Below are 25833 nucleotides of genomic sequence, written 5' to 3'. Positions count from 1 at the left end.
GGCGTCCCGGTGGGTGGACTGCGGATTGGCGGATCACACACACGGCCCAGGTGGCCGTAGGACTATCACATGAGTCCTGGTCAGGGCCCGTATCCTGGCGGTATGCGATTCCTCAATCCGAAGAACGGCGCCCTCGAAGAGAGTTCTTCGGTGCCCTACGACCTGACCTACGACGATGTCTTCATGGTGCCCAGCCGCTCGTCGGTGGGCTCCCGCCAGGCCGTGGACCTCGCCTCGCGCGACGGCTCCGGCACGACGATCCCCCTCGTGGTCGCCAACATGACGGCGATCGCCGGCCGCCGCATGGCCGAGACGGTCGCCCGCCGCGGCGGTCTGGTCGTCATCCCGCAGGACATCCCGATCGACGTCGTCACAGACGTCATCACCTGGGTCAAGCAGCGCCACCTGGTGCTGGACACGCCGATCGTGCTGTCCCCGGTCTCGACCGTGGCGGACGCGCTGTCGCTGCTGCCCAAGCGCGCGCACGGCGCGGGCATCGTCGTCGAGGGCGGCCGGCCGGTCGGTGTCGTCACCGAGCACGACCTGGCCGGGGTGGACCGCTTCACCCAGGTGTCCGAGGTCATGTCCAAGGACCTGCTGGTCCTGGACGCGGACATCGACCCCCGCGAGGCGTTCAACCGCCTCGACGCCGCCAACCGCAAGCTGGCCCCCGCGGTCGACGCGGACGGCATGCTGGTCGGCATCCTGACCCGCAAGGGCGCGCTGCGCGCCACCCTGTACACCCCCGCCACGGACGCGGACGGCAAGCTGCGGATCGCGGCGGCCGTGGGCATCAACGGCGATGTGGCCGGCAAGGCCAAGGCGCTGCTGGAAGCCGGCGTGGACACGCTCGTCGTGGACACCGCGCACGGCCACCAGGAGTCGATGATCAGCGCGATCAAGGCCGTTCGGGCGCTGGACCCGCAGGTCCCGATCGTCGCGGGCAACATCGTCGCCGCCGCCGGCGTGCGCGACCTCATCGAGGCCGGCGCGGACATCATCAAGGTCGGTGTCGGGCCCGGCGCGATGTGCACCACCCGCATGATGACCGGCGTGGGCCGCCCGCAGTTCTCCGCGGTGCTGGAGTGCGCCGCCGAGGCGAAGAAGTACGGCAAGCACGTCTGGGCCGACGGCGGCGTGCGGCACCCGCGCGACGTGGCCATGGCGCTGGCCGCGGGCGCGTCCAACGTCATGATCGGCTCGTGGTTCGCCGGAACCCTGGAGTCGCCGGGCGACCTCCAGCACACCGCCGAGGGCCGGCCGTACAAGGAGAGCTTCGGCATGGCCTCCGCGCGTGCGGTGCGCAACCGCACCAGCGAGGAGTCGTCCTACGACCGCGCCCGCAAGGCGCTGTTCGAGGAGGGCATCTCCACCTCGCGGATGTTCGTCGACCAGGCCCGTCCCGGCGTCGAGGACCTGATCGACTCGATCATCGCGGGCGTCCGCAGCTCCTGCACGTACGCCGGCGCCGCGTCGGTCGAGGAGTTCGCCGAGAAGGCCGTGGTCGGCGTGCAGAGCGCCGCCGGCTACGCCGAGGGCAAGCCCCTGCACAACAGCTGGAGCTGACCTCCAGGAGCCCGCTGCCGGCTCCGCTCGCGCCGCTCAACGGCCCCGCACCGACCTGGTGCGGGGCCGGTTGCGTTCTACGGGCGGGACCGTGATTCACTGAGGTGGAGCGCAACGTTCCGCCGCCCTTCGCCGCCGTGCGCAACGTTCCACCGCGGTTGCGCAAGGATCCTGCATTACGGCAGGTCAACGAGGGGCCGTAAGGTCATGCGCTGTACGTGGAGTGGCGGAGACCGCCTGCTCGGCGGTCTCCTGCTGCAGGGTGGTTCGTCCTGCCTGCCTGGCCGCTGCGGTCCTGTCACCGGAATGTGCCGGAATGTGTCAGTCTGACCGGCAGCGACGAAGGAGCCCCTCGTGTTGGAGAACGGCGCAGTCCCGCCCCCGCGGGACAGCTATTCCGGGCCGCCCGCCGCCGGAGGAATCGGCACTCGGCTGATGCGCCGCAAGCCGGTGGAGCGGCTGGTCGCCGAGGGCGGCAAGGGCGAGGGGGGCACCCTCCGCCGCTCGATGGGCGTCTGGCAGCTGACGATGATCAGCATCGGTGCCACGCTCGGCACCGGCATCTTCGTGGTCCTCGGCCAGGCCGTCCCGGACGCCGGGCCGGCGGTCGTCCTCTCGTTCGTCATCGCCGGCATCACGGCACTGTTCTCCGCGCTCTCCTACGCCGAGCTGGCCGGCACCATCCCGGTCTCGGGCTCGTCCTACTCCTACGCCTACGCCACCCTCGGCGAGCTGGTCGCCTGGGTCTGCGGCTGGTGCCTGATCCTGGAGTACGGCGTCTCGGTGGCGGCCGTCGCGGTCGGCTGGGGCCAGTACCTCAACGAGTTCCTCGACGGCACGCTGGGCTTCACCATCCCCGACGCGCTCTCCGCGCCGCCGGGCCAGGGTGGCTACTTCAACCTGCCGGCCCTGCTGGTCGTGGTGCTGGCGATGGTGTTCCTGCTGGGCGGCGCCAGGGAGAGCGCCCGGGCCAACACCATCATGGTGATCGTCAAGATCGCCACGCTGCTGCTCTTCTGCGGCGTCGCGATCCAGGGCGTGAAGTCCGGCAACTACGCCAACTTCATGCCGATGGGCATGGCGGGGGTCAGCGCCGCCGGCGCCACCCTGTTCTTCTCCTACATCGGCTTCGACGCCGCCTCCACGGCGGGCGAGGAGGCCAAGAACCCGCAGCGCGACCTGCCCCGCGCGATCATGCTGTCGCTGGTGATCGTCACCGCCCTGTACTGCCTGGTCGCGGCCATCGCGGTGGGCGCCCTGCCGTGGCAGGAGTTCAAGGGCTCGGAGGCGGCGCTCGCCGGGATCCTCAAGACCGTCACCGGTCACGGCTACTGGTCGGTGCTGCTGGCCTTCGGCGCCGTCGTCGCCATCGCCAGCGTCGTGCTGACCGTGCTCTACGGCCAGACCCGGATCCTCTTCGCGATGTCCCGGGACGGGCTGGTGCCCAAGTCGTTCTCCAAGGTTCACCCCAAGAGCGGCGTGCCGCGGGTGAACACCGTGATCGTCTGCCTCTTCTGCGGCGTGCTCGCCGCCGCGGTGCCGCTCGGCGAGCTGGCCGACGCCACCAGCATCGGCACGCTCTTCGCGTTCGCGCTGGTCAACGTGGCTGTGATCGTGCTGCGCAAGACCCGTCCCGACATGCCGCGGGCGTTCCGCACCCCGTTCTCCCCGCTCTTCCCGGCGATCGGTTTCCTGCTCTGCGCCTTCATGATGACCCAACTCGGCCCGGTGACCTGGGTGGTCTTCGGTGTCTGGATGGTGGTCGGCCTTGTGATCTACTTCGGATACGGCATGCGCCGCTCCCGATTGGCCACCGCAGAGAAGTGATCCACCCGCAGTGCGACTGAACGATCTCGACGAACGCATCGTCCACGCCCTCGCCGAGGACGCCCGCCGCAGCTACGCGGACATCGGCCAGGAGGTCGGACTGTCCGCACCGGCGGTCAAACGCCGGGTGGACCGGCTGCGGGCGGACGGCGCGATCACCGGGTTCACGGTGCGCGTCGACCCCGCCGCCCTCGGCTGGGAGACCGAGGGGTTCATCGAGATCTTCTGCCGCCGCAACACCTCGCCCGAGGCGATCCACCGCGGCCTGTCGCGCTACCCGGAAGTGGCGTCCGCCTCCACCGTCACCGGTGAGGCGGACGCCCTGGTGCAGGTCTTCGCCGCCGACATGCGGCACTTCGAACGGGTCCTGGAGCGGATCGCCGGCGAACCGTTCGTCGAGCGCACCAAGTCCGTCCTGGTCCTCTCCCCGCTGCTGCGCCGCTACGGGGCGGGGACGCCCGGCTGAGGTCCGGCGCTCAGGCGGCGTCCGCCGGCCCCATCCCCGCCGGCAGGCGCGGCGGGGTGCCCCGGGTCCATACGACGCGCAGGGCGCAGGCGGCGATCCGCCAGCCGTCCGGGGTGCGCACCAGCTCGGTCTCGGCCTGGCCGCCGGAGACGAAGAGCGCCTCGGACCCGTCCGCCAGTACATGGGTGCTCAGCTGGGGTCCGTGGGCGGTCGCCCGGTCGCCGTCGATCTCGATGACCGGGGCGCCGCCCAGGTGCACGGTCCGGTCGAACAGTGCCATCCCCGCACGGATCCGCGCCACGATGGCGTCCCGGCCGCGGACGGTGCCGAGCGGCATCTCGGCGGTGGCGTCCGCGGTGAAGAAGGCGCGGCCCCACGCCTCGTCGAACACCCCCTCGTCCAGGGAGCGCAGATGGCGGCCCAGCAGGTCGGCGACGGCGGCGCGGTCGGTGAGGTGGCGCAGCTGCCGCGCCGTCTCGGTGGCCTCGGCGGCGGGGGTGATCGGGGCGGCGGTCGCGATCTCGTGTGTGGTCATGCAGCGATCCTGCGACCTCAAGCGAACTTGAGGTCAAGTGCGGGGGCCTGCGGCGCCGGTCGACGGCGGTGCAGACGTGACCATGGGCCGCGCGTAGAGTCCCGCTCAGTTGATCTCAACTGCAAGGTGTGCCGCCATGATCGCGCGATACGCAAACATCGACCTCAACCTGCTGATCGCCCTGGACGCACTCCTGGAGGAAGAGAGCGTCACCGGCGCCGCCGGCCGGATCGGGCTCTCCGGGCCCGCGATGAGCCGGGCGCTCGGCCGGATCCGGCGGACCGTCGGCGATCCGATCCTGGTCCGCGCCGGCCGCCACATGGTGCCGACCCCGCACGCCCTGGAGATCAAGGCCGAGGTGCGGCGGCTGGTCGAGGCCGCGCAGGTGGTGCTGACCCCGCCCGCCCCCGTCGACCCGGCGCGGCTGGCCCGGAGCTTCGCCATCAACGCCAGCGACCTCTTCGTCACCCTCCTCGGGCCCGCGCTGCTCGCCCGGGTCGCCCGGCAGGCGCCGGGGGTGGTGCTGCGGTTCCTCGGCGAGGGGCATGCCGATCTGCCGCTGCTGCGGGACGGCGCGGCCGACCTGGAACTGGGCGTGGGCGGCGGCCCGCAGTCGGAGATCCGCACCGTGCCGCTGTTCACCGACCGCGCGGTCGCGGTCGTCCGGGACGGCCACCCGCTGGCCGCCAGGCCGCTGACCGTCCGCCGGTACGCCGACGCGCCGCACCTCAACTTCTCCCGGCGCGGGCGGCTGACCGGCCCCATCGACGCCGCGCTGGCCGACCACGGGCTGCGCCGCCGGGTGATCGCCACCGTCCCGACCCTGGCGGCGGCGCTGATGATGGTGCGGGACAGCGACGCGGTGGGCATGGGCCCGGAGCGCGCCGGGGCCTCGATGATCAGGGAACTGGGTCTGCGCACCCTGCCCGTCCCGCTGGACCTCCCGCCGCTGCGGATGGTGATGGCCTGGCACCCCCGGCAGGACGCCGACCCGGGCCATGTGTGGCTGCGCGGGGTGGTGCGCGCGACGGTGGCCGCCGTGGTGGCCTGAGCCACTCCGCGGGCACCCCGCCCGACCGGCGCGAATGCCCCGTGCAACGAATCGCCGCGGTGGCCCTTGAAGGCGCAACGAATCGTCCGCCGCCGCGCAACGGTGGCGCCTTGTCCCGGATCGTCGGCGCCCCGTACCGTCAATGCGTCCCGCCCGCACCGCCGTCACCGAGGGGTCCCATGTCGCCACTGCACACCGCCCTGCTCCAGAGTTCGGGACGGCCCGGCGACGTGGCGCACAACCTGAAGGTCCTCGACGAGGCGGCCCGCGAGGCGGCCGCGACCGGCGCCCGGCTGCTCGCCTGCCCCGAGCTGTTCCTCACCGGCTACGCGATCGGCGGCGACCTGCACCGCCTGGCCGAGCCGGCCGACGGCGCCAGCGCCCGGGCCGTCGCCGCGATCGCCGCCGAACACCGGATCGCGGTGCTCTACGGCTACCCCGAGCGCGCCCCCGAGGAGCACGGCGTGGTCTACAACTCCGCCCGGCTGATCGGCCCCGACGGCACCCCGCTGGCCAACTACCGCAAGACCCACCTCTTCGGCTGCTTCGAGCGCGAGTGGTTCACCCCGGGGGACCGGCAGGTCGTCCAGGCGGAGCTGGACGGACTCCGGATCGGCCTGCTGATCTGCTATGACGTGGAGTTCCCGGAGAACGTCCGGGCGCACGCGCTGGCCGGGACCGATCTGCTGCTGGTGCCCACCGCGCAGATGCACCCCTTCCAGATCGTGCCGGAGCAGATGATCCCGGTCCGCGCCTTCGAGAACCAGATGTACGTGGCGTACGTCAACCGGGTCGGCGCGGAGGGCGAGTTCGAGTTCGTTGGCCTCAGCTGCCTGGCCGGACCCGACGGGGTCGTCCGCACCCGTGCCGGGCGCTCCGAGCAGCTGGTGCAGGCCGCGGTGGACCCGGACTTCCTGAAGGAAGCGCGGGAGAACAACCCCTACCTCCAGGACCGCAGGCCGGAGCTCTACACCGACCTCGCCTGACCGGCGCCGCACCGCGCCCGCCGCACCCCGCCCGCACCGCCCCCGGTCCGCCGCCGCGGTCTGGAGCCCCCGCCCACGACGGCGTCCCGGCGCGCCCAGCAGCGCCCGATACGCCCTGTTATGCCCGCCCCCTCGCAAGGAGTCCGCCCGATGACGTCCACGGTGCCCCCCGCCGTCCCGCACACCACCGCGCAGCCGCCGATCACCATGTTCGGCCCGGACTTCCCCTACGCGTACGACGACTACCTCGCGCACCCGGCGGGCCTGGGCCAGATCCCGGCGACCGAGCACGGCACCGAGGTCGCCATCGTCGGCGGTGGCCTCTCCGGCATCGTCACCGCGTACGAGCTGATGAAGATGGGCCTCAAGCCCGTCGTCTACGAGGCGGACCAGATAGGCGGCCGACTGCGCACGGTCGGCTTCGACGGCTGCTCCGCCGCAGGTGACGAAGGTGTCCTCAACTGCGAGCTGGGCGCGATGCGCTTCCCGCCGTCCTCCACCGCGCTCCAGCACTACATCGACCTGGTGGGCCTCACGACCCAACCGTTCCCCAACCCGCTCGCCGAGGCCACCCCCTCGACCGTCGTCGACCTCAAGGGCGAGTCGCACTACGCCGAGACCCTCGACGACCTGCCCGCGGTCTACCGCCAGGTCGCCGAGGCGTGGAACGCCTGCCTGGAGGAGGGCGCCGACTTCTCCGACATGAACCAGGCCATGCGCGAGCGCGACGTCCCGCGCATCCGCGAGATCTGGGCGCAGCTCGTCGAGAAGCTCGACAACCAGACCTTCTACGGCTTCCTCTGCGACTCCAAGGCGTTCAGGTCCTTCCGGCACCGCGAGATCTTCGGCCAGGTCGGCTTCGGCACCGGCGGCTGGGACACCGACTTCCCCAACTCCATCCTGGAGATCCTGCGGGTCGTCTACACCGAGGCCGACGACCACCACCGCGGCATCGTCGGCGGCTCCCAGCAGCTGCCGCTGCGCCTGTGGGAGCGCGAGCCGCGCAAGATCGTGCACTGGGCGCCGGGCACCTCGCTGTCGTCGCTGCACGACGGCGCGCCGCGGCCGGCCGTGACCCGGCTGCACCGCACCGCCGGCAACCGCATCACCGTCACCGACGCCTCCGGCGACATCCGCTCCTACAAGGCGGTGGTCTTCACCGCGCAGAGCTGGATGCTGCTGTCGAAGATCGACTGCGACGACGACCTGTTCCCGATCGACCACTGGACGGCGATCGAGCGCACCCACTACATGGAGTCCAGCAAGCTCTTCGTCCCCGTCGACCGGCCGTTCTGGCTGGACAAGGCCGTCGACGACGAGGGCAACGAGACGGGCCGCGACGTGATGTCGATGACGCTCACCGACCGCATGACGCGCGGGACGTACCTCCTCGACAACGGCCCGGACCAGCCGGCCGTCATCTGCCTCTCCTACACCTGGTGCGACGACAGCCTGAAGTGGCTGCCGCTGTCGGCGAACGAGCGCATGGAGGTCATGCTCAAGTCGCTCGGCGAGATCTACCCGAAGGTCGACATCCGGAAGCACATCATCGGCAACCCGGTGACCGTGTCCTGGGAGAACGAGCCCTACTTCATGGGCGCGTTCAAGGCCAACCTGCCCGGCCACTACCGCTACCAGCGGCGCCTGTTCACCCACTTCATGCAGGAGCTGCTCCCCGAGGACAAGCGCGGCATCTTCCTCGCCGGCGACGACATCTCCTGGACGGCGGGCTGGGCCGAGGGCGCCATCCAGACCGCGCTGAACGCGGTCTGGGGCGTGATGCACCACCTCGGCGGCGGCACCGACGCGACCAACCCGGGCCCCGGCGACGTCTACGACGAGATCGCCCCGGTGGAGCTCCCGGAGGACTGAGCGGTCCCAGGGCGCCGCGTCGACACGAGCGCCAACTGAGGTGCGCAGGGCCCCGGTCGATCCGGGGCCCTGCGCACGTCCGCTTCCGCCCGGCCGGTCGCGCCCGCCGGCCCGGTGCTACAGCCCGGCCGCCCGGATCCGCCCGTACAGGTCGGCGGCCCGGTCGGTCAGCTCCTTGCCGTCCCGGCAGTGCGCCTGGAAGTCCAGCAGGACCTCCCGGGCACCGGCGTCGGCGGCACCGGCCAGATCCGCCAGCACCTGTTCGTGGCTGCCGGTGTACGGACGGCGGCCGTCCTCCGGCAGCGGCGCGCCGGTCAGGTCGATCCCGACCCGCAGGACGACGTCCAGCTCCCCGGCGTCCCGGCCGTGCCGTTCGGCCGCCGCCCGCAACCTCCCCAGGAGCGGGGCGAGTCGGGTGCCCGTCAGATGGCCGGGGAGCCAGCCGTCGGCGCGCCGCGCCACCCGGTCCAGGGCCCGGCCGTTGCTCCCGGCCAGGTAGACCGGGACCGGACGGGCCGGCTTGGGGCCGACCGAGGCCGGCGCGATCTCCGTCCAGCGGCCCCGGTACGCGACCGGGTCGGGGCCCCAGACCGCCGCGCAGACGTCCAGCAGCTCGTCCAGCTGGGCGCCGCGGTCGGCGTACGCGGTGACCCCGGCGGCCCGGTACTCGTCCTGGGACCAGCCGGTCCCCAGGCCCGCCAGCACCCGCCCGCCGCTGGCCGCGTCCAGCGTCGCCAGCATCCGGGCGAGCGGGAACGGCGCATGCAGCCCGGAGACCAGCACGCTGCTGCCCAGCCGGACCCGGTCGGTGACGGCGGCGGCCAGCGTCAGGGTGACCAACGGGTCGGCGCAGTGGCGGTAGAAGTCGGGCCAGGGCTGGCCCGGGACGCCGTAGAGCCCGTCGAGCGGCTCGTTCGGGACCAGCGTCCGCTCGAAGCCCCAGACGCTGTCGAATCCGATCTCCTCCGCGGCGCGGGCCACGTCCCGCACATCGCGCCGCGGGTCGTACTGCGGCATCTGGGGCAACCCCAGTCCCAGTCGTAACGTCATGGACCGCACCCTACGACGGGGCGCCCGGCCGTGGAACGACGTCGCCGCCGAGCGCTTCGATGCCCCACGGGCTTAGCCGAGCGGGGTCAGCAGACAGCGCCCGATCAGGCCGACGCTCGCGTCCAGGCGGTCGGCGAACTCCTCGGCCACGTCCGGGAGCCGGCGGGCACCCCACAGCATCCGGGCCGCGGCCCAGGCGCCGTCGCGGGCCATCTCCAGGCTCCAGGAGCCGACGAGATGGGTGAGCGGATCGGCGATGTCCAGGAGGTCGGGACCGGGCATCAGGGTCTCCCGGATGCCCTCCTCCAGGCCGGTCAGGAGCGTGCCGATGCGGTCGAAGTCGCCTTCCAGGGCGGGGGGTTCGCACTCCAGTGCCCGGCAGGCGTCCACCACCGCCAGTGCGAGGTCGTGGCCGATGTGCGCGTTGATGCCGGCGAGGGCGAACTGGAGCGGGCGGATCCGGGGGTGTCGGCGCAGTTGGAACAGCGGCCGCCAGCAGGCCGGTGGACGCAGCCCGGTGGCGTCGGCGTCCACCGCGGTGAAGTAGCGGCGGGCGAACCGCACGTCCAGTTCGCCGGCGGCCCGGGGGTCCTCGAAGGCACCGTCGCCGACCCGCTCGGCGACGGCCTCGGTGACGGCCAGATAGACGCGGTTGAACACGGCCACCCCGTCGTCGGTGGGCAGCGCCCGGTCCAGTGCCCGCATCCGTTCCAGTACCTGCGCCACTCCTGCGGTCGTCGCAGGTCCGGCGCCGCCGGCGGGCCCGGCGACGGATTCCGCGGCGGTGTGCGGCGGGCCGTTTCCGACATGTTGCTGAAAGGTCGTCATCCGTTCAGCGTGGCATTGGCATACCCCCGAATATGCCTAATCCCGTGGACAGTTGACCGGAACGGAGTAATAATCGGCCCGCCGTCTTGAGGCTCTTCCCACTGATCTGCGCCGGGCTCGTCCCGCGGTACCCACTGCCGCGTCGATTCGCGCTGCGCATTTCCGGTCGGGCCGCAGGGAACGGCGAAGTCTCCGCCATGTCCTTTGAGAACACCCACATCCATATGGCATGCCAGAAAGCGCCGCCCGAACGCGGCGTGGATTTCCGGAGGTTGATTCGTGTCCCGAAGACTCGTCGCCACGCTGGTCACACCGTTACTCGCGGTCTCCGCGCTGGCCGTGGCCGCCGCCCCGGCCCAGGCCGCCCCCGCCGACAAGCCGCAGGTGATGGCGAGTTTCACACAGACCAGCGCGGCGAGTTACGACAACTGGCTGGCGGCCCGCAACAATCAGGCGAAATGGGCCGCCTACGATTTCGACTGGTCCACCGACTATTGCTCCAAGTCCCCGGACAATCCCTTCGGATTCCCTTTCAAACTCTCCTGCGCCCGGCATGACTTCGGCTACCGCAACTACAAGCAGGCGGGCACCTTCTCCGCCAACAAGGCGCGTTCGGACAGCGCCCTCTACGAGGACCTGAAGCGGGTCTGCGCGGGATATTCCGGCGCGACGAAGACGTCCTGCAACGGGCTGGCCTGGACGTACTACGAGGCCGTCAAGAACCTCGGTTCGTGAGCGGAGCGACGGCCCGGGGCGCACCCCGGGCCGTCGCGTCGTCACGACCGCTCGTCCGGGCCGCCCGCCGCGTCGTACGCGGAGGTGCCCTCGTCCAGCAGCGGTTGCTGTTCCTTGAGGTGCGCCGGCGCCAGGGCGCGCAGGACGTGGTAGCCGGTGAGCACCACGATGGTGCCCAGGGCGATCCCGCCCAGTTCGAAGTTGTCGCTCAGCCGCAGGTTGACCCCGCCGATGCCGATGATGATGCCCGCGGCGACCGGGACGAGGTTGAGCGGATTGCGCAGGTCCACCTTGTTGTGCACCCAGATCTGGGCGCCCAGCAGGCCGATCATGCCGTAGAGGATCACCGTGATGCCGCCCAGCACCCCGCCGGGGATCGCGGCGACCACCGCGCCGAACTTCGGGCACAGGCCGAAGAGGAGCGCGAAGCCGGCGGCCGCCCAGTAGGCCGCGGTGGAGTAGACCCGGGTCGCCGCCATCACGCCGATGTTCTCGGAATAGGTGGTGTTCGGCGGGCCGCCCAGCGCGGTGGAGAGCACCGAGGCCGCGCCGTCGGCGGAGATCGCGGTGCCGAGCTTGTCGTCCAGCGGGTCACCGGTCATCTCGCCGACCGCCTTGACGTGTCCGGCGTTCTCCGCGACCAGCGCGATCACGACGGGCAGCGCCACCAGGATCGCCGACCACTGGAAACTCGGGCCGTGGAAGGACGGCAGACCGATCCAGTCCGCCTTGCCGACCGCGGAGAAGTCCAGCCGCCAGTGGTCGGTCACCTTCCCCGCGCCGTTGACGGAGTGGATCATTCCGAAGGCCCGGTCGAAGATCCACGAGATGGCGTAGCCGAAGACCAGGCCGAGGAAGATCGCGATCCGCGACCAGAACCCGCGCAGGCACACCACCGCGAACCCGGTCGCCAGCATGGTCAGCAGCGCCACCCACTGGTCCTGCGGCCAGTACGTGGTCGCCGTCACCGGCGCGAGGTTGAAGCCGATCAGCATCACCACGGCGCCGGTCACCACCGGCGGCATCGCGGCGTGGATGATGCGCGCCCCGAACCGCTGGACGGCCAGCCCGACCAGGAACAGCGCGACCCCGACCACCAGGACCGCACCGGTCACCGTGGCACTGGTGCCGCCCTGCGCCCGGATGACGGCCGCGACGCCGACGAACGACAGCGAGCAACCGAGGTACGAGGGCACCCGGCCGCGGGTGGCCAGCAGGAAGATGACGGTGGCGACGCCCGACATCATGATCGCGAGGTTGGGGTCGAGGCCCATCAGGACGGGGGCGACGAAACTCGCCCCGAACATCGCCACGACGTGCTGCGCACCCAGCCCCACCGTCCGCGGCCACGACAGCCGCTCGTCCGGTCTGACCACGGCGCCGGGGGCCGGGTTGCGCCCGTCGCCGTGCACGGTCCAGCGCACACCGAGGCCCATGACTGCTCCAGTTGTTCATGTGTTCTTCACAGGGGGACGCGAAGCATTCTAAGCAGCCGCTTACGATGGCTCGGGCTTGTCGCGACGGCCCCTCGGCCGCTCCAGCACCGGACCACCCCCTTGAGAACCCCAGGAGCACCACCCGTGAGCGTCGAACCCCTCCAGGCCGCCGGCCCCGTCACCTACGGGCAGCTGGTCCCCGTCACCGTCCACTTCGACGACCTCGACGCGCTCGGCATGCTCCACAACTCCCGCTACCCGCTGCTGGCCGAGCGGGCCTGGGCCGAGTACTGGCACGGCTTCGGCTTCGGCGGCGACTGGGCCGCCGCGGGCGACATGTGCAACGTCATCAAGGAGATGAAGGTCTCCTACGAGCGCCCGGTCACCAGCGCCGGCCTCCCCCACGCCTGAACGGCGCGGGGGACCCCCATCGCCGTGCACCTGTGGGTCGAGCGCCTCGGACGCACCGGCCTGACGTACGGCTTCCGGCTCTGCTCCGCCGACGGTACCGAGACCCATGCCCGCGGCCACCGGGTCCTGGTCCGGGGCGACCCGCAGGCGCTGCGCCCCACGCCCTGGTCGGACCGGGCCCGGGCGATCGCCGCGGACCTGCTCCGGCCGGAGCGGACCGACGCCGGCGCCGACGCGGCCTGAGCCGCCGCGGTCAGGAGCGCTTCGGGGCGCGTCCGCGGTCGGCGGCGGTCTGCGCGCCCGCCGCGGCCGTGCGGCCCGGCACCCGTAGCACCCCGGCCCCCGCCACCAGACCCAAGGTCAGCGCCGTCACCAGCAGGAACGAGCCGGTCAGCGAGGTCGCCTGGGCGATGCCGCCGATCGCCGAGGGGGCGATCAGGCCGGAGGTGTAGGTGATGGTGGCGACCCCCGCGATGGCCTGGCCGGGGGCCGGGCCGCTGTGCCCGGCCGCCGCGAACGCCAGCGGGACCACCACGGCGATCCCCAGGCCGACCAGCCCGAAGCCCGTCATCGCCTGCGCCGGACGGCCGGCGGTGACGATCAGCAGCCCGCCGGCCGTGGCCAGCACCCCGCCCGCCCGGACCGTGCGCACCGGGCCGAAGCGGGCCACCACCTTGTCCCCGGCCAGCCGGGCGGCGGCCATCGTGCAGGAGAACGCGGTGGTGCAGGCCGCCGCCAGCCCGGCGTCGGTGCCCAGCCGGTCGCGGAGGTAGACCGCCGACCAGTCCAGCGAGGCGCCCTCGGCGAACACCGCGCAGAACCCTGTGGCGCCGATGATCAACGCCGACCGGGGCGGCAGCGCGAACCGCGGCGGCGGATGCTCCTCGGGGGCGCTGCGCAGATCCAGCACGCCCTGGCAGGCCAGCACCCCGAGCAGCGTCGTCACCAGGGCGGCGCCCGCGAGGTGCAGCCGGGCGTCGGTCCCGGTGTGCGCGGCGACGGTGCCGGCCGCCGACCCGAGCAGCGCGCCCACGCTCCACATGCCGTGCAGCCCGGACATGATCGGCCGGCCCAGCCGGTCCTCGGTCTCCACGCCCAGCGCGTTCATCGCCACGTCCGCCATGCCCGAGGTGCCGCCGTAGACCAACAGCGCGCCGCAGAGCGCCGGCAGGCCGGGGGCGAGGGCGGGCAGCGCCAGTGACAGCGTCCACAGGGCGAGCAGTCCGCGCAGCGCGGCGCGGGTGCCTGCGGGGGTTCGGCGCGTAGCGCCGCCTTCTGGGGGCGGAGGTCGGGTGGCGGGAGGGCGGCCGATCCGGCCGGCCAGCGGCATCGCCAGCGACGCGCCGATCGCGGGGAAGGCCAGGGCCAGACCGAGCTGGCCCGGGGGGATCTGGGCGTGGTCCTGGATCCAGGGGATCCGGGTGGCGAAGTTCCCGGTGACCGAGCCGTGGACGAGGAACACCGCGGCGATCGCCCAGCGGGCGCGGCGCAGCCGGCGGTCGGGGAGTGGGGGCAGCGGGGCACGGGGAGTGGCGTCGGGAACGCCGTTGCCAGCCATGGCCGGCAAATTATCAGGAACCCTGCCTGATAATAAGGGTGACCGCCCTAGAGGAGGGAAGGATCAAGCCATGCATGCACCGCTCGCGACAGCCGCCGGCCGCACCGCCTCCCCGACCACCGCCCGGCTGATCAACGACCGGCTGGCCCTGCAACTCCTGCAGTCCGAGGGTAATTTGACGGCCGGTCAGCTCAGGCAGCTGACCGGCCTGTCCCGGCCCACCGTCGCCGATCTGGTCGACCGCCTCCAGGAGGCCGGGCTGATCGCCGTCGTCGGCGAGAGCGGCGCTCAGCGCCGCGGACCCAACGCCCGCCTCTACGGCATCGTCGCCGACCGGGCCCATCTGGTCGGCCTCGACCTGCGCACCCACAGCCTCACCGTCGCGGTCGCCGACCTCCTCGGGCGACTGCGCGCCGAACGCACCGTCCCCATCGGCCCGTTCGGCGCGCCCGGGGACGGCGACCGACCGGCCCGCGACACACCCGACCCCACCGCGGCGGCCCGCACCGCCGCGCTCGCCGCCGTCGACGCGACCCTCGCCGAGGCCGGCGCCGCCGGCCCGCACACCCTCGCCATCGGCGCGCCGGGCCTGATCGATCCGGCCACCGGGCGGCTCGGCGGCTCCATCCCCGCCTGGCATGACGCGCTGATCGGCGCCCTGCGCGACCGCGGGGCCGGCACCGTCCTGCTGGAGAACGAGGTCAACCTCGCCGCCCTCGCCGAACAGCGGGACGGCGCCGCCCGCGACCGCGACACCTTCGTCCTGTTCTGGCTCGGCCACGGCACCGGCGCCGCGGTGGTGCTGGACGGGACGCTGCGCCGCGGCGCCTCCGGCGGCGCCGGCGAGATCGGCTTCCTGCCCGTCCCCGGCACCGGCGGACTGCCCTCCGCCACCGGCTGCGACGGCGGCTTCCACTCCCTCGCCGGCTCCGCCGCGATCGTCCGGCTCGCCGCCGAACACGGCCTCGCGCCCGCCCCCGACGACACCCCGGAACACGCCGCCGCGCCGCCCGCCGAGGCCCTGGTCCGGGACGCGGTGACCGCCGGCGGCCCCGCCGCCTTCCTCGACGCGCTGGCCGCCCGGATCGCGCTCGGCGTGTCGGGCGTGTGCGCGGTGCTCGACCCCGGGTGCGTCGTCCTCGGCGGCGAGATCGGCCGGGCCGGCGGCGACCCGCTGGCCGAACGCGTCGCCGCACGGCTGACCCGACTCTCCCCGCTGCGCACCGACGTCCGCGCCGGGACGGTCGGCGGCCGGGCGGTGCTGCGCGGCGCGGTGCTCGCCGCCCGGGAGGCAGCCCAGGACGACCTCTTCGGCGCCACCCCCTGAGCCGCCCCGACACGCCCCGCGGCCGGCGCCGCACCGCGCCGGCCGCCGCGCTCACTCGCCCACCCGCGCACCCGCCCGCTCCGCCAGGAACTCCGCGTAGGTGCGCCGGCCCACCGCGTGCTCCGGGGCGAGGTTCTCCCCGCGCCGCAACGCCGCCGCCGAGGGGCCCGGCAGCCACACCGGCAGTGGCAGCCGGTGCCGCCCGCCCGCCGCCAGCGTCATCCGGACCACCTCGCCGGCCGTCAGCACCTCGGGCCCGCCCATGTCGGCGACGTGTCCGGCCGGCCCGCCCAGCGCCAACTCGACCAGCCGATCGGCCACTTCGCCGACGTCGACGGGCTGCACGCGGGTCCCGGCCGGCAGCGGGACGACCGGCGACCGGGCGCCCGTCCTGACCAGCCGCAGCAGCAGGTCGTGGAACTGCGTCGTGCGCAGCACCGTCCAGCCGAGCCCGGACTGCTCCACCAGCCGCTCCACGGCGAGCTTCGCGCGGTAGTAGCGCAGCGGGATCCGGTCCACGCCGACGATCGAGATGTACACCAGGTGCCGGACCCCGGCCCGGCGCGCCGCCTCGACGAGCCGCCCGGCCGCCTCGGTGTCGCCGCCGGAGGGGGTGGAGGCGCAGTGCACCACCGTGTCCACCCCCGCCACCGCCTCGGCCAGCCCGGTGCCGTCCCGCAGATCGACCGCGTACGAGCGCGGGCGGCGGCGCCCGGTGCCGGTGTGCGGATGCCGGCTCAGCGACCGGACGCCATGGCCGCCGTCCAGCAGTCGGTCGACCACGGCGCGCCCGAGGGTGCCCGTGCCGCCGGTGACGAGGATGTCCGTCGTGACCGTCATCGCGGTTCCGTCCGTCCTTGGAGAAGGGGAGAGGAGTACCCGCCCTATGACGGAACATCGGCGGCGGCTCCGACAGGCGGCGCGCCCGCATCCTGTGAGGCAGCCCACAGGGCTTCGCTCGCATGGGGGACGATCAGCCGTGGCAGACTGGGGCTGTACTGACATAAGCAGCAGCGCACTCCGGGGTCGGTGTAATTCCGAACCGGCGGTAATAGTCCGCGACCCGTCCGCAGCCAGCGGCCGGTTGAGCAGGTGGAATTCCTGCACCGACGGTGAAAGTCCGGATGGGAGGCAGTGCGCGGCGGGCGAGTTCGAGTACACCGCCGTCGGCGGCGCGTCCGGACGTCCTTTTCCGGTCGGGCCGTGCTTTCCGGCTCCGGTGTGCGCGGCTTCAGCGTCCGCTCCTGTCGTCCAGACAGCCCCGGAGTCCGTGCCCGAAGAGGCAGGAGGACCCGGTGGCCACCCCAGCCCCCGAAGAGACCGCGGCGATGCGCCGGGCCATCGAGCTCGCCGCCCGCGGTCTCGGTCGCACCAGCCCGAACCCGGTCGTCGGCTGTGTCGTCCTGGATTCCGCGGGCCGCACCGCGGGCGAGGGCTGGCACCAGCGGGCCGGCGGACCGCACGCCGAGATCCACGCCCTGCAGGCCGCCGGTGAGCGCGCCCGGGGCGGCACCGCCCTGGTCACCCTGGAGCCCTGCAACCACACCGGTCGCACCGGCCCCTGCGCCCAGGCACTGATCGACGCCGGTGTCGCCCGGGTCGTCTACGCCGTCGCCGACCCCAACCCCACCGCCACCGGCGGCGCGCTGACCCTGGCCCGGGCCGGGATCGACGTCGAGGGCGGACTCCTCGCCGACGAGGCCGCGGCCGGCAACGAAGCGTGGCTGACCTCGGTGCTGCGCGGCCGCCCGTTCGTGCTGTGGAAGTACGCCGCCACCCTGGACGGCCGGATCGCCGCCGCCGACGGCACCAGCCGCTGGATCTCCTCGCCCGAGTCCCGCGCCGACGTGCACCGGCTGCGCGCCGCGGTGGACGCCGTGATCGTCGGCTCCGGCACCGCCCGCGCCGACGACCCGCAGCTCGGCGTGCGGAGCGCCGGACTCGCTGTCCTGGGGGCCGACGAGGTCAGCCAGCCGCTGCGGGTCGTCGTGGACTCCGGCGCCACCGCCGTCAAGGCCGGCGCGCGGGTCCTGGACGGCACCGCCCCGACCCTGATCGCGGTCGCCGAGGACGCGGACGCCGCGCATCTCGAAGGGCTCGCCCCGCTCGTCCGGCTGCCGCGCGCCCCCCAAGGGCGCGGGCTGTCCATCCCCGCCCTGCTCCAGGCCCTGTTCGCCCGCGACGTGCGGTCCGTCCTGCTCGAAGGCGGACCCACGCTCGCCGGGGCGTTCCTCGCCGCCGGCGCCGTCGACAAGGTCGTCGGCTACCTCGCCCCGGTGCTGCTCGGCGCCGGCCCGGCCGCGGTCGGCGACGCCGGAATCACCACCATCGCCCAGGCGTTGCGGCTCGATGTGACCGACACCGCCCGCCTCGGCCCCGACCTCCGCATCACCGCCACCCCAATCCGCCACGCCCGCCCCGAGGAGAACTGACGTGTTCACCGGAATCGTCGAAGAACTGGGTGAGGTCGTCGCCGTCGAGAACCTCGGTGACGCCGCCCGCTTCCGCCTGCGCGGCCCCGTCGTCACCGAGGGCGCCAAGCACGGTGACTCGATCGCCGTCAACGGCGTCTGTCTGACGGTCGTGGACACCGCGGACGGCGAGTTCACCGCCGACGTGATGGCCGAGACCCTCCACCGCTCCAGCCTCGGCGCGCTGACCACCGGCTCCCGGGTCAACCTGGAGCGCCCGATGGCGCTCGGCGGACGGCTCGGCGGACACCTCGTCCAGGGCCATGTCGACGGCACCGGCACCCTCGTCGAGCGCACCCCCGGCGAACACTGGGAGCTGGTGAAGGTCGCGCTGCCGACCCAACTCGCCCGCTACGTCGTCGAGAAGGGCTCCATCACCGTCGACGGCGTCAGCCTCACCGTCGTGGACGCCGCCGACGACTACTTCACCATCAGCCTCATCCCCACCACCCTCGCCCTGACCACCCTCGGCATCAAGCAGCCCGGCGACCCGGTCAACCTTGAGGTGGACGTGCTCGCCAAGTACGTCGAGCGGCTGCTCGGCCGGGGCGACAAGGACGCCGACGACCTCGCGGAGATCAAGGAGATGGACCGGTGAGCGTCCTGGACTGGCTCAACGGCCCGGCCTTCACGGCCTTCGGCCAGCGGGTCATCTGGTCCGACATGATCGGCAACACCATCGGCCTGGCCGCCCTGGCGCTCGGCTGGCGGCGCTCGATATGGACCTGGCCCACCCAGTTCCTCTCCGGCGTCATCCTCGTCGCCGCCTATGCCTCCGCCCACCTCAGCGGCGGCGTCGGCAAGCAACTGCTGGTCATCGGGGTGGCGGTGTGGGGCTGGCGGCAGTGGCAGCGCGGCCGCCAGCAGGCGCAGGACGGCTCGATCGCCGTCCGGTTCGCCACCTGGCGCGAGCGCGGGCTGCTGATCGGCGGCACCGCCCTGGGCACCCTGGCCGTCGGCGGACTGTTCACCCTGGTCCCACAGCTGTCCTGGAACCCCTGGCCGGACGCCTACATCTTCGTCGGCACGCTCGCCGCGATGGTCGCCCAGGCCCGCGGGCTGGTCGAGTTCTGGTTCGCCTGGCTACTGGTCGACGTGGTCGGCGTCCCGCTCGCCTTCAGCAGCGGCCTGGCCTTCTCCGGCCTCGTCTACGTCGTCTACCTCGCCCTCGTCGCCTGGGGCATGCGCGACTGGTGGCTCCGCTCGCGGACCACCGCCGAGCGCCCCGCACTGGAAGGAGTCGCGGCATGACCGCACTGCAGAGCTGGTACGCCGAGGCCGAGACCGGCGACCTCACGCTGGACCCGGTCGAGCGGGCCATCGCCGACATCGCCGCCGGTCGGCCGGTCGTGGTGGTGGACGACGAGAACCGCGAGAACGAGGGCGACCTGATCGTCGCGGCCGAGAAGGCCACCCCGGAGATCGTCGCGTTCATGATGAGCGAGTGCCGCGGTCTGATCTGCGCCCCCATGGAGGGCACCGACCTGGACCGGCTCGACCTCCCGCAGATGGTCGAGCGGAACACCGAGTCGATGGGCACGGCCTTCACCGTCTCGGTCGACGCCACCGCCGCGCACGGCGTCTCCACCGGCATCTCCGCCGCCGACCGCGCCACCACCCTGCGGCTGCTGGCCGCCGGCGGCTCGGCCCCCGGCGACTTCGTCCGGCCCGGCCACATCTTCCCGCTACGCGCCAAGCCCGGCGGCGTCCTGGCCCGCAGCGGCCACACCGAGGCCGGGGTGGACCTCGCCCGGCTCGCCGGACTCCGCCCGGCCGCCGCCATCGTCGAGATCGCCGGCGAGGACGGCACCATGCTGCGGCTGCCCGAGCTGGTCCCGTTCGCCCGCAAGCACGGCCTGACGATCATCTCCATCGAGGACCTGATCGCCTACCGCAAGTCCCCCGAGCTCTCGGCTTCTCCCCCACTCTCAACTTCGTTCGAGCAGGGGGACCCCCACGCGCAGGGAGGACCCCCATCCGAACCCACCGTCCGCCGTGAGGCCGCCACCTGGCTGCCGACCGGGCACGGCGAGTTCACCGCGTACGGCTACCGCTCCACGGTCGACGGCGTCGAGCACGTCGCGCTGGTCGCCGGGGAGCTCGGCGACGGCGAGGACGTCCTGGTCCGGGTCCACTCCGAGTGCCTGACCGGCGACGTCTTCCACTCGCTGCGCTGCGACTGCGGCCCCCAACTGGAGGCGTCGCTGCGCCGGATCAGCGAGGCCGGCCGCGGCGTGGTGGTCTACCTCCGCGGCCACGAGGGGCGCGGCATCGGGCTGCTGTCCAAGCTGCGCGCCTACGAGCTCCAGGAACGCGGCCGGGACACCCTCGACGCCAACCTCGAACTGGGCCTGCCGGCCGACTCCCGGGACTACGGCGCCGGCGCCCAGATGCTCCGCGACCTCGGCGTCCGCTCGCTGCGCCTGATGACCAACAACCCCGAGAAGACCGCCGCCCTGGTGCGGCACGGCCTGACCGTCACCGGCCGCGAGCCGATGCCCGTCCAGGCCGGCGAGCACAACCTGCGCTACCTGCGCACCAAGCGCGACCGGATGGGACACGACCTGCCCTGGCTGGAGGGCACCCCCGGCGCCGGCACCGGTACCGCCGGCACCGCGACCACCTGCGACAACCAGTAACCACCGTCAGCCGGGCACCGGCACATCACTCGTACGAGGAGAACCATGAGCGGCAAGGGCGCACCCGAACTGTCCGTGAAGAACTGTGGCGACCTGCGGGTGGCCGTGATCGCCGCGCAGTGGCACCAGCAGGTCATGGACGGCCTGGTGGACGGCGCGCTGCGGGCCCTGCACGAGCTGGGCATCGACGAGCCCACGCTGCTGCGGGTGCCCGGCACCTTCGAGCTGCCGGTGGTCGCCAAGGTCCTGGCCGGCCGCGGCTACGACGCGGTGGTCGCGCTCGGCGTGGTCATCCGGGGCGGCACCCCGCACTTCGACTACGTCTGCCAGGGCGTCACCCAGGGCCTCACCCAGGTCGCGGTGGACACCGGCGTCCCGGTCGGCTTCGGCGTGCTGACCTGCGACACCGAGGCGCAGGCGCTGGACCGTGCCGGACTGCCCGGATCCACCGAGGACAAGGGCCACGAGGCGGTCACCGCGGCGGTCGCCACCGCCGCCACACTCCGTACGGTCTCCGAGCCCTGGCGATGAGCGCCCGCCCGTCGCCCGCCACCACCCTTCAACCGAGGCGCTGCGCGCCGCCCGCCACCACCCTTCAGACGAGGCGCTGCGCGCCGCTGTGACACGACCGCGTAGGGTAGGCGGCATCATGTCCAAGAAGACGTTCGAGGAGCTCTTCGCCGAGCTCCAGCAGAAGGCCGCCACCGGCGACCCCGCCACCTCCCGGACCGCCGAGCTGGTGCAGGCCGGTGTCCATACGATCGGCAAGAAGATCGTCGAAGAGGCCGCCGAGGTGTGGATGGCCGCGGAGCACGAGTCGCACGACGCCGCCGCCGAGGAGATCTCCCAGCTCCTCTACCACCTCCAGGTGATGATGGTCGCCAAGGGGATCTCCCTCGACGACGTCTACGCCCACCTCTGAGCCAGCCCCCTCCGCAATCCCCAACTCTCCCAGCTGCAAAGGAAATCGCTGTCATGCTGCGCATCGCTGTCCCCAACAAGGGTTCACTGTCCGAGCCTGCGTCGGCGATGCTCCATGAGGCCGGCTACCGCCAGCGCAAGGACCGCCGTGAACTGGTCCTGGTCGACGCGGAGAACGAGGTCGAGTTCTTCTTCCTCCGCCCCCGCGACATCGCGGTCTACGTCGGCTCCGGCAAGCTCGACATCGGTATCACCGGCCGCGACCTGCTGCTGGACTCCGGCTCGCCGGCCGAGGAGATCCTCCAGCTCGGCTTCGCCGCCTCCACCTTCCGCTACGCCACCCGCCCCGGCACCGCCAAGGACGTCGGCGACTTCGGCGGCATGACCATCGCCACCTCGTTCTCCGGCCTGGTCACCAAGCACCTCGCCGACAACGGCGTGGACGCCTCCGTCGTCCACCTCGACGGCGCGGTGGAGACCGCCATCCAGCTCGGCGTCGCCGAGATCATCGCGGACGTCGTGGAGACCGGCACCACCCTGCGCAACGCCGGCCTGGAGATCATCGGCGAGCCGATCCTGAAGTCCGAGGCCGTGGTCATCCGCGGTACCGGAGCCCCGGACGACGACCCGAAGGTCCGCCAGTTCCTCCGCCGGATGCAGGGCGTCCTGGTGGCCCGCCGCTACGTGATGATGGACTACGACATCCGGGTCGAGCACGTCGAGAAGGCCGTGGCGCTCACCCCGGGCCTGGAGTCCCCGACCGTCTCCCCGCTGCACCACGAAGGCTGGGTCGCGGTCCGCTCCATGGTCCCGTCCAAGGACGCCCAGCGCATCATGGACGAGCTCTACGACCTCGGCGCCCGCGCGATCCTGACCACCGGCATCCACGCCTGCCGGCTCTGACGCACCGCCGCCCGCACGCCCACCCCCTCCGACGGAAGACGACACGTGTCCGCGCCCGCGTCCCCCGCTGACTCCCTGCCCGGCCTGCCGGTGACCTTCCGGCCGGCCCGCACCCGGGCCGTCCTGTACGCCGTGGGTATCGCCCAGCTCGCCGCCCTCGTCGCGGTCGCGATGCTGCTGCCGGAGCTGACCGGCGGCGAGCGGATCAGCTTCGTCGGCACCGGGGTCCTGGTGGGCGCCGTCCTCCTGCTGCTCAGCCGCCCCCGGGTGGTCGCGCGGCAGGAGGGCGTCACGGTCGTCAACCTCACCACCCGGCGCGACCTGGCCTGGGCCCAGGTCCTGCGCGTCAACCTCCGGGCCGGCGACCCCTGGGTCCATCTGGACCTCGCCGACGGCACCAGCTTGCCCGCGATGGGCATCCAGCCCGGCATCGCCCGGGAGCAGGCCATCCGCGACGCGCGCGCCCTGCGCGATCTCGTCGAGATCCACGGTGCCGTCGACCACACGGCCCGCTGACCCTGCCCCAACGCGGGCCCCGCTGTTTACTCTGTTCTCCGGGGTGCGCCCGCGCCCCGCCCCTCAGTCAGGGGACCCAACGAACCGAGGAGTGACTCCCTCCGGCAATGGACGGATCGTCCTGTAGTACCTGCGCCGCCCCTCCCGAACCCCCGCATACGACGGAGGCGGCGGCATGATCGGCCCCCTGCTGCTCCTCCTTGCGGCACTCGCGCTCATCCTCGCCAACGGCTTCTTCGTGGCCGCCGAGTTCGGACTCGTCACCGTCGAGAAGGCGGACGCCGAACGGGCCGCGGCCAACGGCGACCGCCGGGCCGACACCGTCGTCTCCGCACTGCGGGAACTCTCCTTCCAGCTCTCCGGCACCCAACTCGGCATCACCATCACCTCGTTGGTGGTCGGCATGCTCGCCGAGCCGGCGCTGGCCGGGCTGCTGTCCGGACCGCTGCTCGCCCTGGGCCTGCCCAAGGGCGCCGTCCCGGGCGTAGCGGTGGTCATCGGCATGCTGCTGGCCTCCGCCGTCCAGATGGTCATCGGCGAACTGGTGCCCAAGAACTGGGCGGTCTCCAAGCCGCTCCAGGTCGCCCGGTTCGTCGCCGGCCCGCAGGGCGCCTTCTCCCGCTTCTTCCGGCCGGTGATCACCCTGCTGAACACCGTCGCCAACCGGCTGGTCCGCGCCCTGGGCGTGGAACCGACCGACGAACTGGCCTCCGCCCGCACCCCCGGCGAGCTGGTCTCGCTGGCCCGGCACTCCGCCCGGGCCGGGGCGATCGAGCAGGACACCGCGGACCTCTTCGTGCGCACCCTCTCGCTGGCCGACCTCACCGCGGAGAACGTGATGACGCCCCGCGTCCGGGTCAGCGCCCTCCAGGCCACCGCCACCGCCGAGGACGTCGTCAACCTCACCCGCGCCACCGGGCTCTCCCGCTTCCCGGTCTACCGCACCCGGCTCGACGAGATCGTCGGCATGGTGCACCTCAAGGACGCACTGGCGGTCCCCGCCGAGGAGCGGCTGCGCATCCCGGCGGCCCGGATCGCCGTGCCGCCGCTGCTGGTGCCCGAGACGCTGCCGGTGCAGCCGCTGCTGGAACGGTTGCGCAGCGAGCAGCCGATCGCGGTGGTCGTCGACGAGTACGGCGGCACCGCCGGCGTGGTGACCCTGGAGGACATCATCGAGGAACTCGTCGGCGAGGTCCGCGACGAACACGACCGGGTGGACCTGCCCGAACTGGGCCAGGCCCCGTCCGAGGACGGCCGTCCGGCGTGGGACGCCGACGGCGGCTGCCGGGTCGACACCCTGCGCCGGATCGGTCTGGAGGCCCCCGACGGCCCGTACGAGACCGTCGCGGGGCTGGTCGCCCACATACTCGGCCGGATCCCGGCCCCCGGCGACACCGCCGAGCTCGACGGCTGGCGGCTGCGGGTGCGGCTGGTCGCCCACCACCGCGCCGAGCGGATACGACTGGTCCGGCTGGCGCCCGCCGCCCCCGCCGTCCCCGAGGCCGCCCGCGAGCGGGTCGCGGCCGGAGCGGAGGTGGCCCGATGAGCGCGGCCCAGCTCCTCTTCGCGGTTCTGCTCGTGCTCGCCAACGGCTTCTTCGTCGGCGCCGAGTTCGCCCTGGTCTCGGTCCGCCGCAGCCAGATCGAGCCGCTCGCCACGATGGGCTCCAAGCGGGCCCGCCGGGTCCTGCACGGCCTGGAGAACCTCCCGCAGATGATGGCCGCCGCCCAGTTCGGCATCACCGTCTGCTCCCTGACGCTCGGCGCGGTCGCCGAGCCGACCGTCGCGCACCTGCTGGAACCGGTCTTCGAGGCCGTCCGGCTGCCCGCGGCCCTGGTCCACCCGCTCGGCTACGCCCTCGCCCTGGCCCTGGTGGTCTTCCTCCACCTGGTCATCGGCGAGATGGTCCCGAAGAACCTGGCGATGGCCGCACCCGAGAAGACCGCCCTGTGGTTCAGCCCCGGCCTGGTCGCCTTCGCCCGGCTGTGCCGCCCGGTCACCGCGCTGCTCGGCGCGCTGGCCCATGGCGTGCTGCGGCTCTTCCGCGTCGAGCCCAAGGACGAGGTCGAGGCGGTCTTCACCAGCGAGCAGCTCACCCACCTCGTCGAGGACTCCGGCCAGGCGGGCCTGCTCGACCCCGCGGAGCAGGAGCGGCTCTCCGACGCCCTGGAGCTCGGCAGCCGCCCGGTCACCGACGTGCTCCTGGACCCCGCGGGGCTGATCACCGTCAAGCCCACGGTGACGCCCCGCCAGGTGGAGGAGCTGACCGTACGGACCGGCTACTCCCGCTTCCCGGTCTGTGCGCCGGGCGGCGCCTACATGGGCTATCTGCATGTCAAGGACGTCCTGGACCTGGAGGAACGGGACCGGGCGGTGCCGCAGCGGATCTGGCACCCGATGGCCACCCTCCGCGCCGAACTGCCCCTGGACGACGCGCTGACCGCGATGCGCCGGGCCGCCTCCCACCTGGCCGCGGTCGCCGACGCCGGTGGCCGGGTGCTCGGCCTGGTCGCGCTGGAGGACGTCATGGAGATGCTGGTCGGCGAGGTCCGGGACCCGGCGCACCGTACGGAGCGGACAGCCGGCCCGGCGCCCCGGGAGGGGGCCGGACGGGTCGGCGAGCCGCGTGAGGGGGCGTCGGTGGCGGCCGAGGACCCCGCGCTGGCGGGCTGAGCCACGCCGGACCCGACAAAGGGGCGCGCCGGACCACCGGCGCGCCCCTCCGCGTTCCCGGC

At 73.0% G+C, this 25833-nt stretch carries 24 protein-coding genes, 1 pseudogene and 1 riboswitch; of the genes and pseudogenes, 19 read left to right on the top strand and 6 right to left on the bottom strand.

Annotation, left to right across the window (positions count from 1 at the left end; genetic code table 11):
* The first annotated feature begins 102 nt into the window (after positions 1-102).
* From JNO44_RS10605 to JNO44_RS10595, 3 genes are all read left to right on the top strand, one after another.
* Positions 103-1566 (top strand): GuaB1 family IMP dehydrogenase-related protein, encoded by a 1464-nt coding sequence (locus tag JNO44_RS10605; protein ID WP_205363359.1) that lies wholly within the window; start codon positions 103-105, stop codon positions 1564-1566.
* A gap of 354 nt (positions 1567-1920) precedes the next feature.
* Positions 1921-3393 (top strand): amino acid permease, encoded by a 1473-nt coding sequence (locus JNO44_RS10600; RefSeq protein WP_039638049.1) that lies wholly within the window; start codon positions 1921-1923, stop codon positions 3391-3393.
* Between the two features lie 10 nt (positions 3394-3403).
* Positions 3404-3859 (top strand): Lrp/AsnC family transcriptional regulator, encoded by a 456-nt coding sequence (locus tag JNO44_RS10595; RefSeq protein ID WP_039638050.1) that lies wholly within the window; start codon positions 3404-3406, stop codon positions 3857-3859.
* A 10-nt stretch (positions 3860-3869) separates the two neighbouring features.
* On the opposite strand, the gene JNO44_RS10590 is transcribed toward JNO44_RS10595, so the two are convergent.
* Positions 3870-4394, bottom strand: coding sequence for a nuclear transport factor 2 family protein (locus JNO44_RS10590; protein ID WP_205363357.1), 525 nt, complete (start codon positions 4392-4394; stop codon positions 3870-3872).
* A gap of 136 nt (positions 4395-4530) precedes the next feature.
* On the opposite strand from JNO44_RS10590, the gene JNO44_RS10585 reads away from it, so the two are divergent.
* From JNO44_RS10585 to JNO44_RS10575, 3 genes are all read left to right on the top strand, one after another.
* A complete protein-coding gene (locus tag JNO44_RS10585) occupies positions 4531-5445 on the top strand; it encodes a LysR family transcriptional regulator (protein ID WP_205363356.1) in 915 nt (304 codons plus the stop codon).
* Positions 5446-5624: 179 nt separating this feature from the next.
* Positions 5625-6431 carry a carbon-nitrogen hydrolase family protein gene (locus JNO44_RS10580; protein ID WP_205363354.1) on the top strand — a complete coding sequence of 269 codons (807 nt, stop codon included), beginning with the start codon at positions 5625-5627 and terminating at the stop codon, positions 6429-6431.
* A 150-nt stretch (positions 6432-6581) separates the two neighbouring features.
* Positions 6582-8303 (top strand): flavin monoamine oxidase family protein, encoded by a 1722-nt coding sequence (locus JNO44_RS10575; RefSeq protein ID WP_205363352.1) that lies wholly within the window; start codon positions 6582-6584, stop codon positions 8301-8303.
* 117 nt (positions 8304-8420) lie between these two features.
* Here the strand turns inward: JNO44_RS10575 and JNO44_RS10570 are convergent, their stop codons facing one another.
* Positions 8421-9353, bottom strand: coding sequence for a TIGR03619 family F420-dependent LLM class oxidoreductase (locus tag JNO44_RS10570; protein WP_205363344.1), 933 nt, complete (start codon positions 9351-9353; stop codon positions 8421-8423).
* 72 nt (positions 9354-9425) lie between these two features.
* Positions 9426-10181, bottom strand: coding sequence for a DUF5995 family protein (locus JNO44_RS10565; protein WP_275695745.1), 756 nt, complete (start codon positions 10179-10181; stop codon positions 9426-9428).
* 279 nt (positions 10182-10460) lie between these two features.
* Between JNO44_RS10565 and JNO44_RS10560 the strand changes: the two genes are divergently transcribed.
* Positions 10461-10916: a phospholipase gene (locus JNO44_RS10560; protein ID WP_205363341.1), complete on the top strand. Its 456-nt coding sequence runs from the start codon at positions 10461-10463 to the stop codon at positions 10914-10916.
* A 41-nt stretch (positions 10917-10957) separates the two neighbouring features.
* Here JNO44_RS10560 and JNO44_RS10555 read toward each other — a convergent pair whose 3' ends face one another.
* Positions 10958-12352, bottom strand: a complete 1395-nt coding sequence (locus tag JNO44_RS10555) for a uracil-xanthine permease family protein (protein WP_205363339.1) — start codon at positions 12350-12352, stop codon at positions 10958-10960.
* A 144-nt stretch (positions 12353-12496) separates the two neighbouring features.
* On the opposite strand from JNO44_RS10555, the pseudogene JNO44_RS10550 reads away from it, so the two are divergent.
* Positions 12497-13006, top strand: a pseudogene (locus JNO44_RS10550) (acyl-CoA thioesterase).
* Positions 13007-13016: 10 nt separating this feature from the next.
* On the opposite strand, the gene JNO44_RS10545 reads toward JNO44_RS10550, so the two are convergent.
* Positions 13017-14321, bottom strand: a complete 1305-nt coding sequence (locus JNO44_RS10545; protein WP_205363337.1) for an MFS transporter — start codon at positions 14319-14321, stop codon at positions 13017-13019.
* A 70-nt stretch (positions 14322-14391) separates the two neighbouring features.
* Here JNO44_RS10545 and JNO44_RS10540 point away from each other — a divergent pair, with 70 nt between their 5' ends.
* Positions 14392-15648, top strand: coding sequence for an ROK family transcriptional regulator (locus JNO44_RS10540; protein ID WP_205363335.1), 1257 nt, complete (start codon positions 14392-14394; stop codon positions 15646-15648).
* A gap of 51 nt (positions 15649-15699) precedes the next feature.
* On the opposite strand, the gene JNO44_RS10535 is transcribed toward JNO44_RS10540, so the two are convergent.
* The gene (locus JNO44_RS10535; protein ID WP_205363327.1) at positions 15700-16488 is read right to left on the bottom strand and encodes an SDR family oxidoreductase; all 789 of its coding nucleotides are present in this window, start codon (positions 16486-16488) and stop codon (positions 15700-15702) included.
* 171 nt (positions 16489-16659) lie between these two features.
* A riboswitch (FMN riboswitch) is annotated at positions 16660-16790 on the top strand.
* A gap of 186 nt (positions 16791-16976) precedes the next feature.
* Between JNO44_RS10535 and ribD the strand changes: the two genes are divergently transcribed.
* From ribD to JNO44_RS10485, 10 genes are all read left to right on the top strand, one after another.
* Complete coding sequence (gene ribD, locus JNO44_RS10530; RefSeq protein WP_205369663.1) at positions 16977-18080, top strand: bifunctional diaminohydroxyphosphoribosylaminopyrimidine deaminase/5-amino-6-(5-phosphoribosylamino)uracil reductase RibD; 1104 nt, start codon at positions 16977-16979, stop codon at positions 18078-18080.
* A gap of 1 nt (position 18081) precedes the next feature.
* Positions 18082-18717, top strand: coding sequence for a riboflavin synthase (locus tag JNO44_RS10525; protein ID WP_067353934.1), 636 nt, complete (start codon positions 18082-18084; stop codon positions 18715-18717).
* Positions 18714-19370, top strand: a complete 657-nt coding sequence (locus JNO44_RS10520) for a nicotinamide mononucleotide transporter family protein (protein ID WP_073447262.1) — start codon at positions 18714-18716, stop codon at positions 19368-19370. The genes JNO44_RS10525 and JNO44_RS10520 overlap by 4 nt, the downstream gene beginning before the upstream one ends.
* Complete coding sequence (locus JNO44_RS10515) at positions 19367-20758, top strand: bifunctional 3,4-dihydroxy-2-butanone-4-phosphate synthase/GTP cyclohydrolase II (protein WP_205363325.1); 1392 nt, start codon at positions 19367-19369, stop codon at positions 20756-20758. The genes JNO44_RS10520 and JNO44_RS10515 overlap by 4 nt, the downstream gene beginning before the upstream one ends.
* A 45-nt stretch (positions 20759-20803) precedes the next feature.
* Positions 20804-21289 carry a 6,7-dimethyl-8-ribityllumazine synthase gene (gene ribH, locus JNO44_RS10510; RefSeq protein WP_039638068.1) on the top strand — a complete coding sequence of 162 codons (486 nt, stop codon included), beginning with the start codon at positions 20804-20806 and terminating at the stop codon, positions 21287-21289.
* Between the two features lie 118 nt (positions 21290-21407).
* The gene (locus tag JNO44_RS10505) at positions 21408-21680 is read left to right on the top strand and encodes a phosphoribosyl-ATP diphosphatase (RefSeq protein WP_016571913.1); all 273 of its coding nucleotides are present in this window, start codon (positions 21408-21410) and stop codon (positions 21678-21680) included.
* A 53-nt stretch (positions 21681-21733) separates the two neighbouring features.
* Positions 21734-22582: an ATP phosphoribosyltransferase gene (gene hisG, locus JNO44_RS10500; RefSeq protein ID WP_205363323.1), complete on the top strand. Its 849-nt coding sequence runs from the start codon at positions 21734-21736 to the stop codon at positions 22580-22582.
* 45 nt (positions 22583-22627) lie between these two features.
* A complete protein-coding gene (locus tag JNO44_RS10495) occupies positions 22628-23098 on the top strand; it encodes a PH domain-containing protein (protein WP_205363321.1) in 471 nt (156 codons plus the stop codon).
* 175 nt (positions 23099-23273) lie between these two features.
* Entirely contained in the window at positions 23274-24644 is a 1371-nt protein-coding gene (locus JNO44_RS10490; RefSeq protein WP_205363319.1) for a hemolysin family protein, read from the top strand.
* A complete protein-coding gene (locus tag JNO44_RS10485; RefSeq protein ID WP_205363317.1) occupies positions 24641-25771 on the top strand; it encodes a hemolysin family protein in 1131 nt (376 codons plus the stop codon). Before JNO44_RS10490 ends, JNO44_RS10485 begins: the two co-directional genes overlap by 4 nt.
* Positions 25772-25833 lie beyond the last annotated feature (62 nt).

Source organism: Streptomyces noursei (assembly GCF_016917755.1).
Classification (GTDB): domain Bacteria; phylum Actinomycetota; class Actinomycetes; order Streptomycetales; family Streptomycetaceae; genus Streptomyces; species Streptomyces yunnanensis.
Note: the sequence above shows the minus strand (reverse complement) of the source record. Positions and strands in the feature narration are given on the sequence as shown.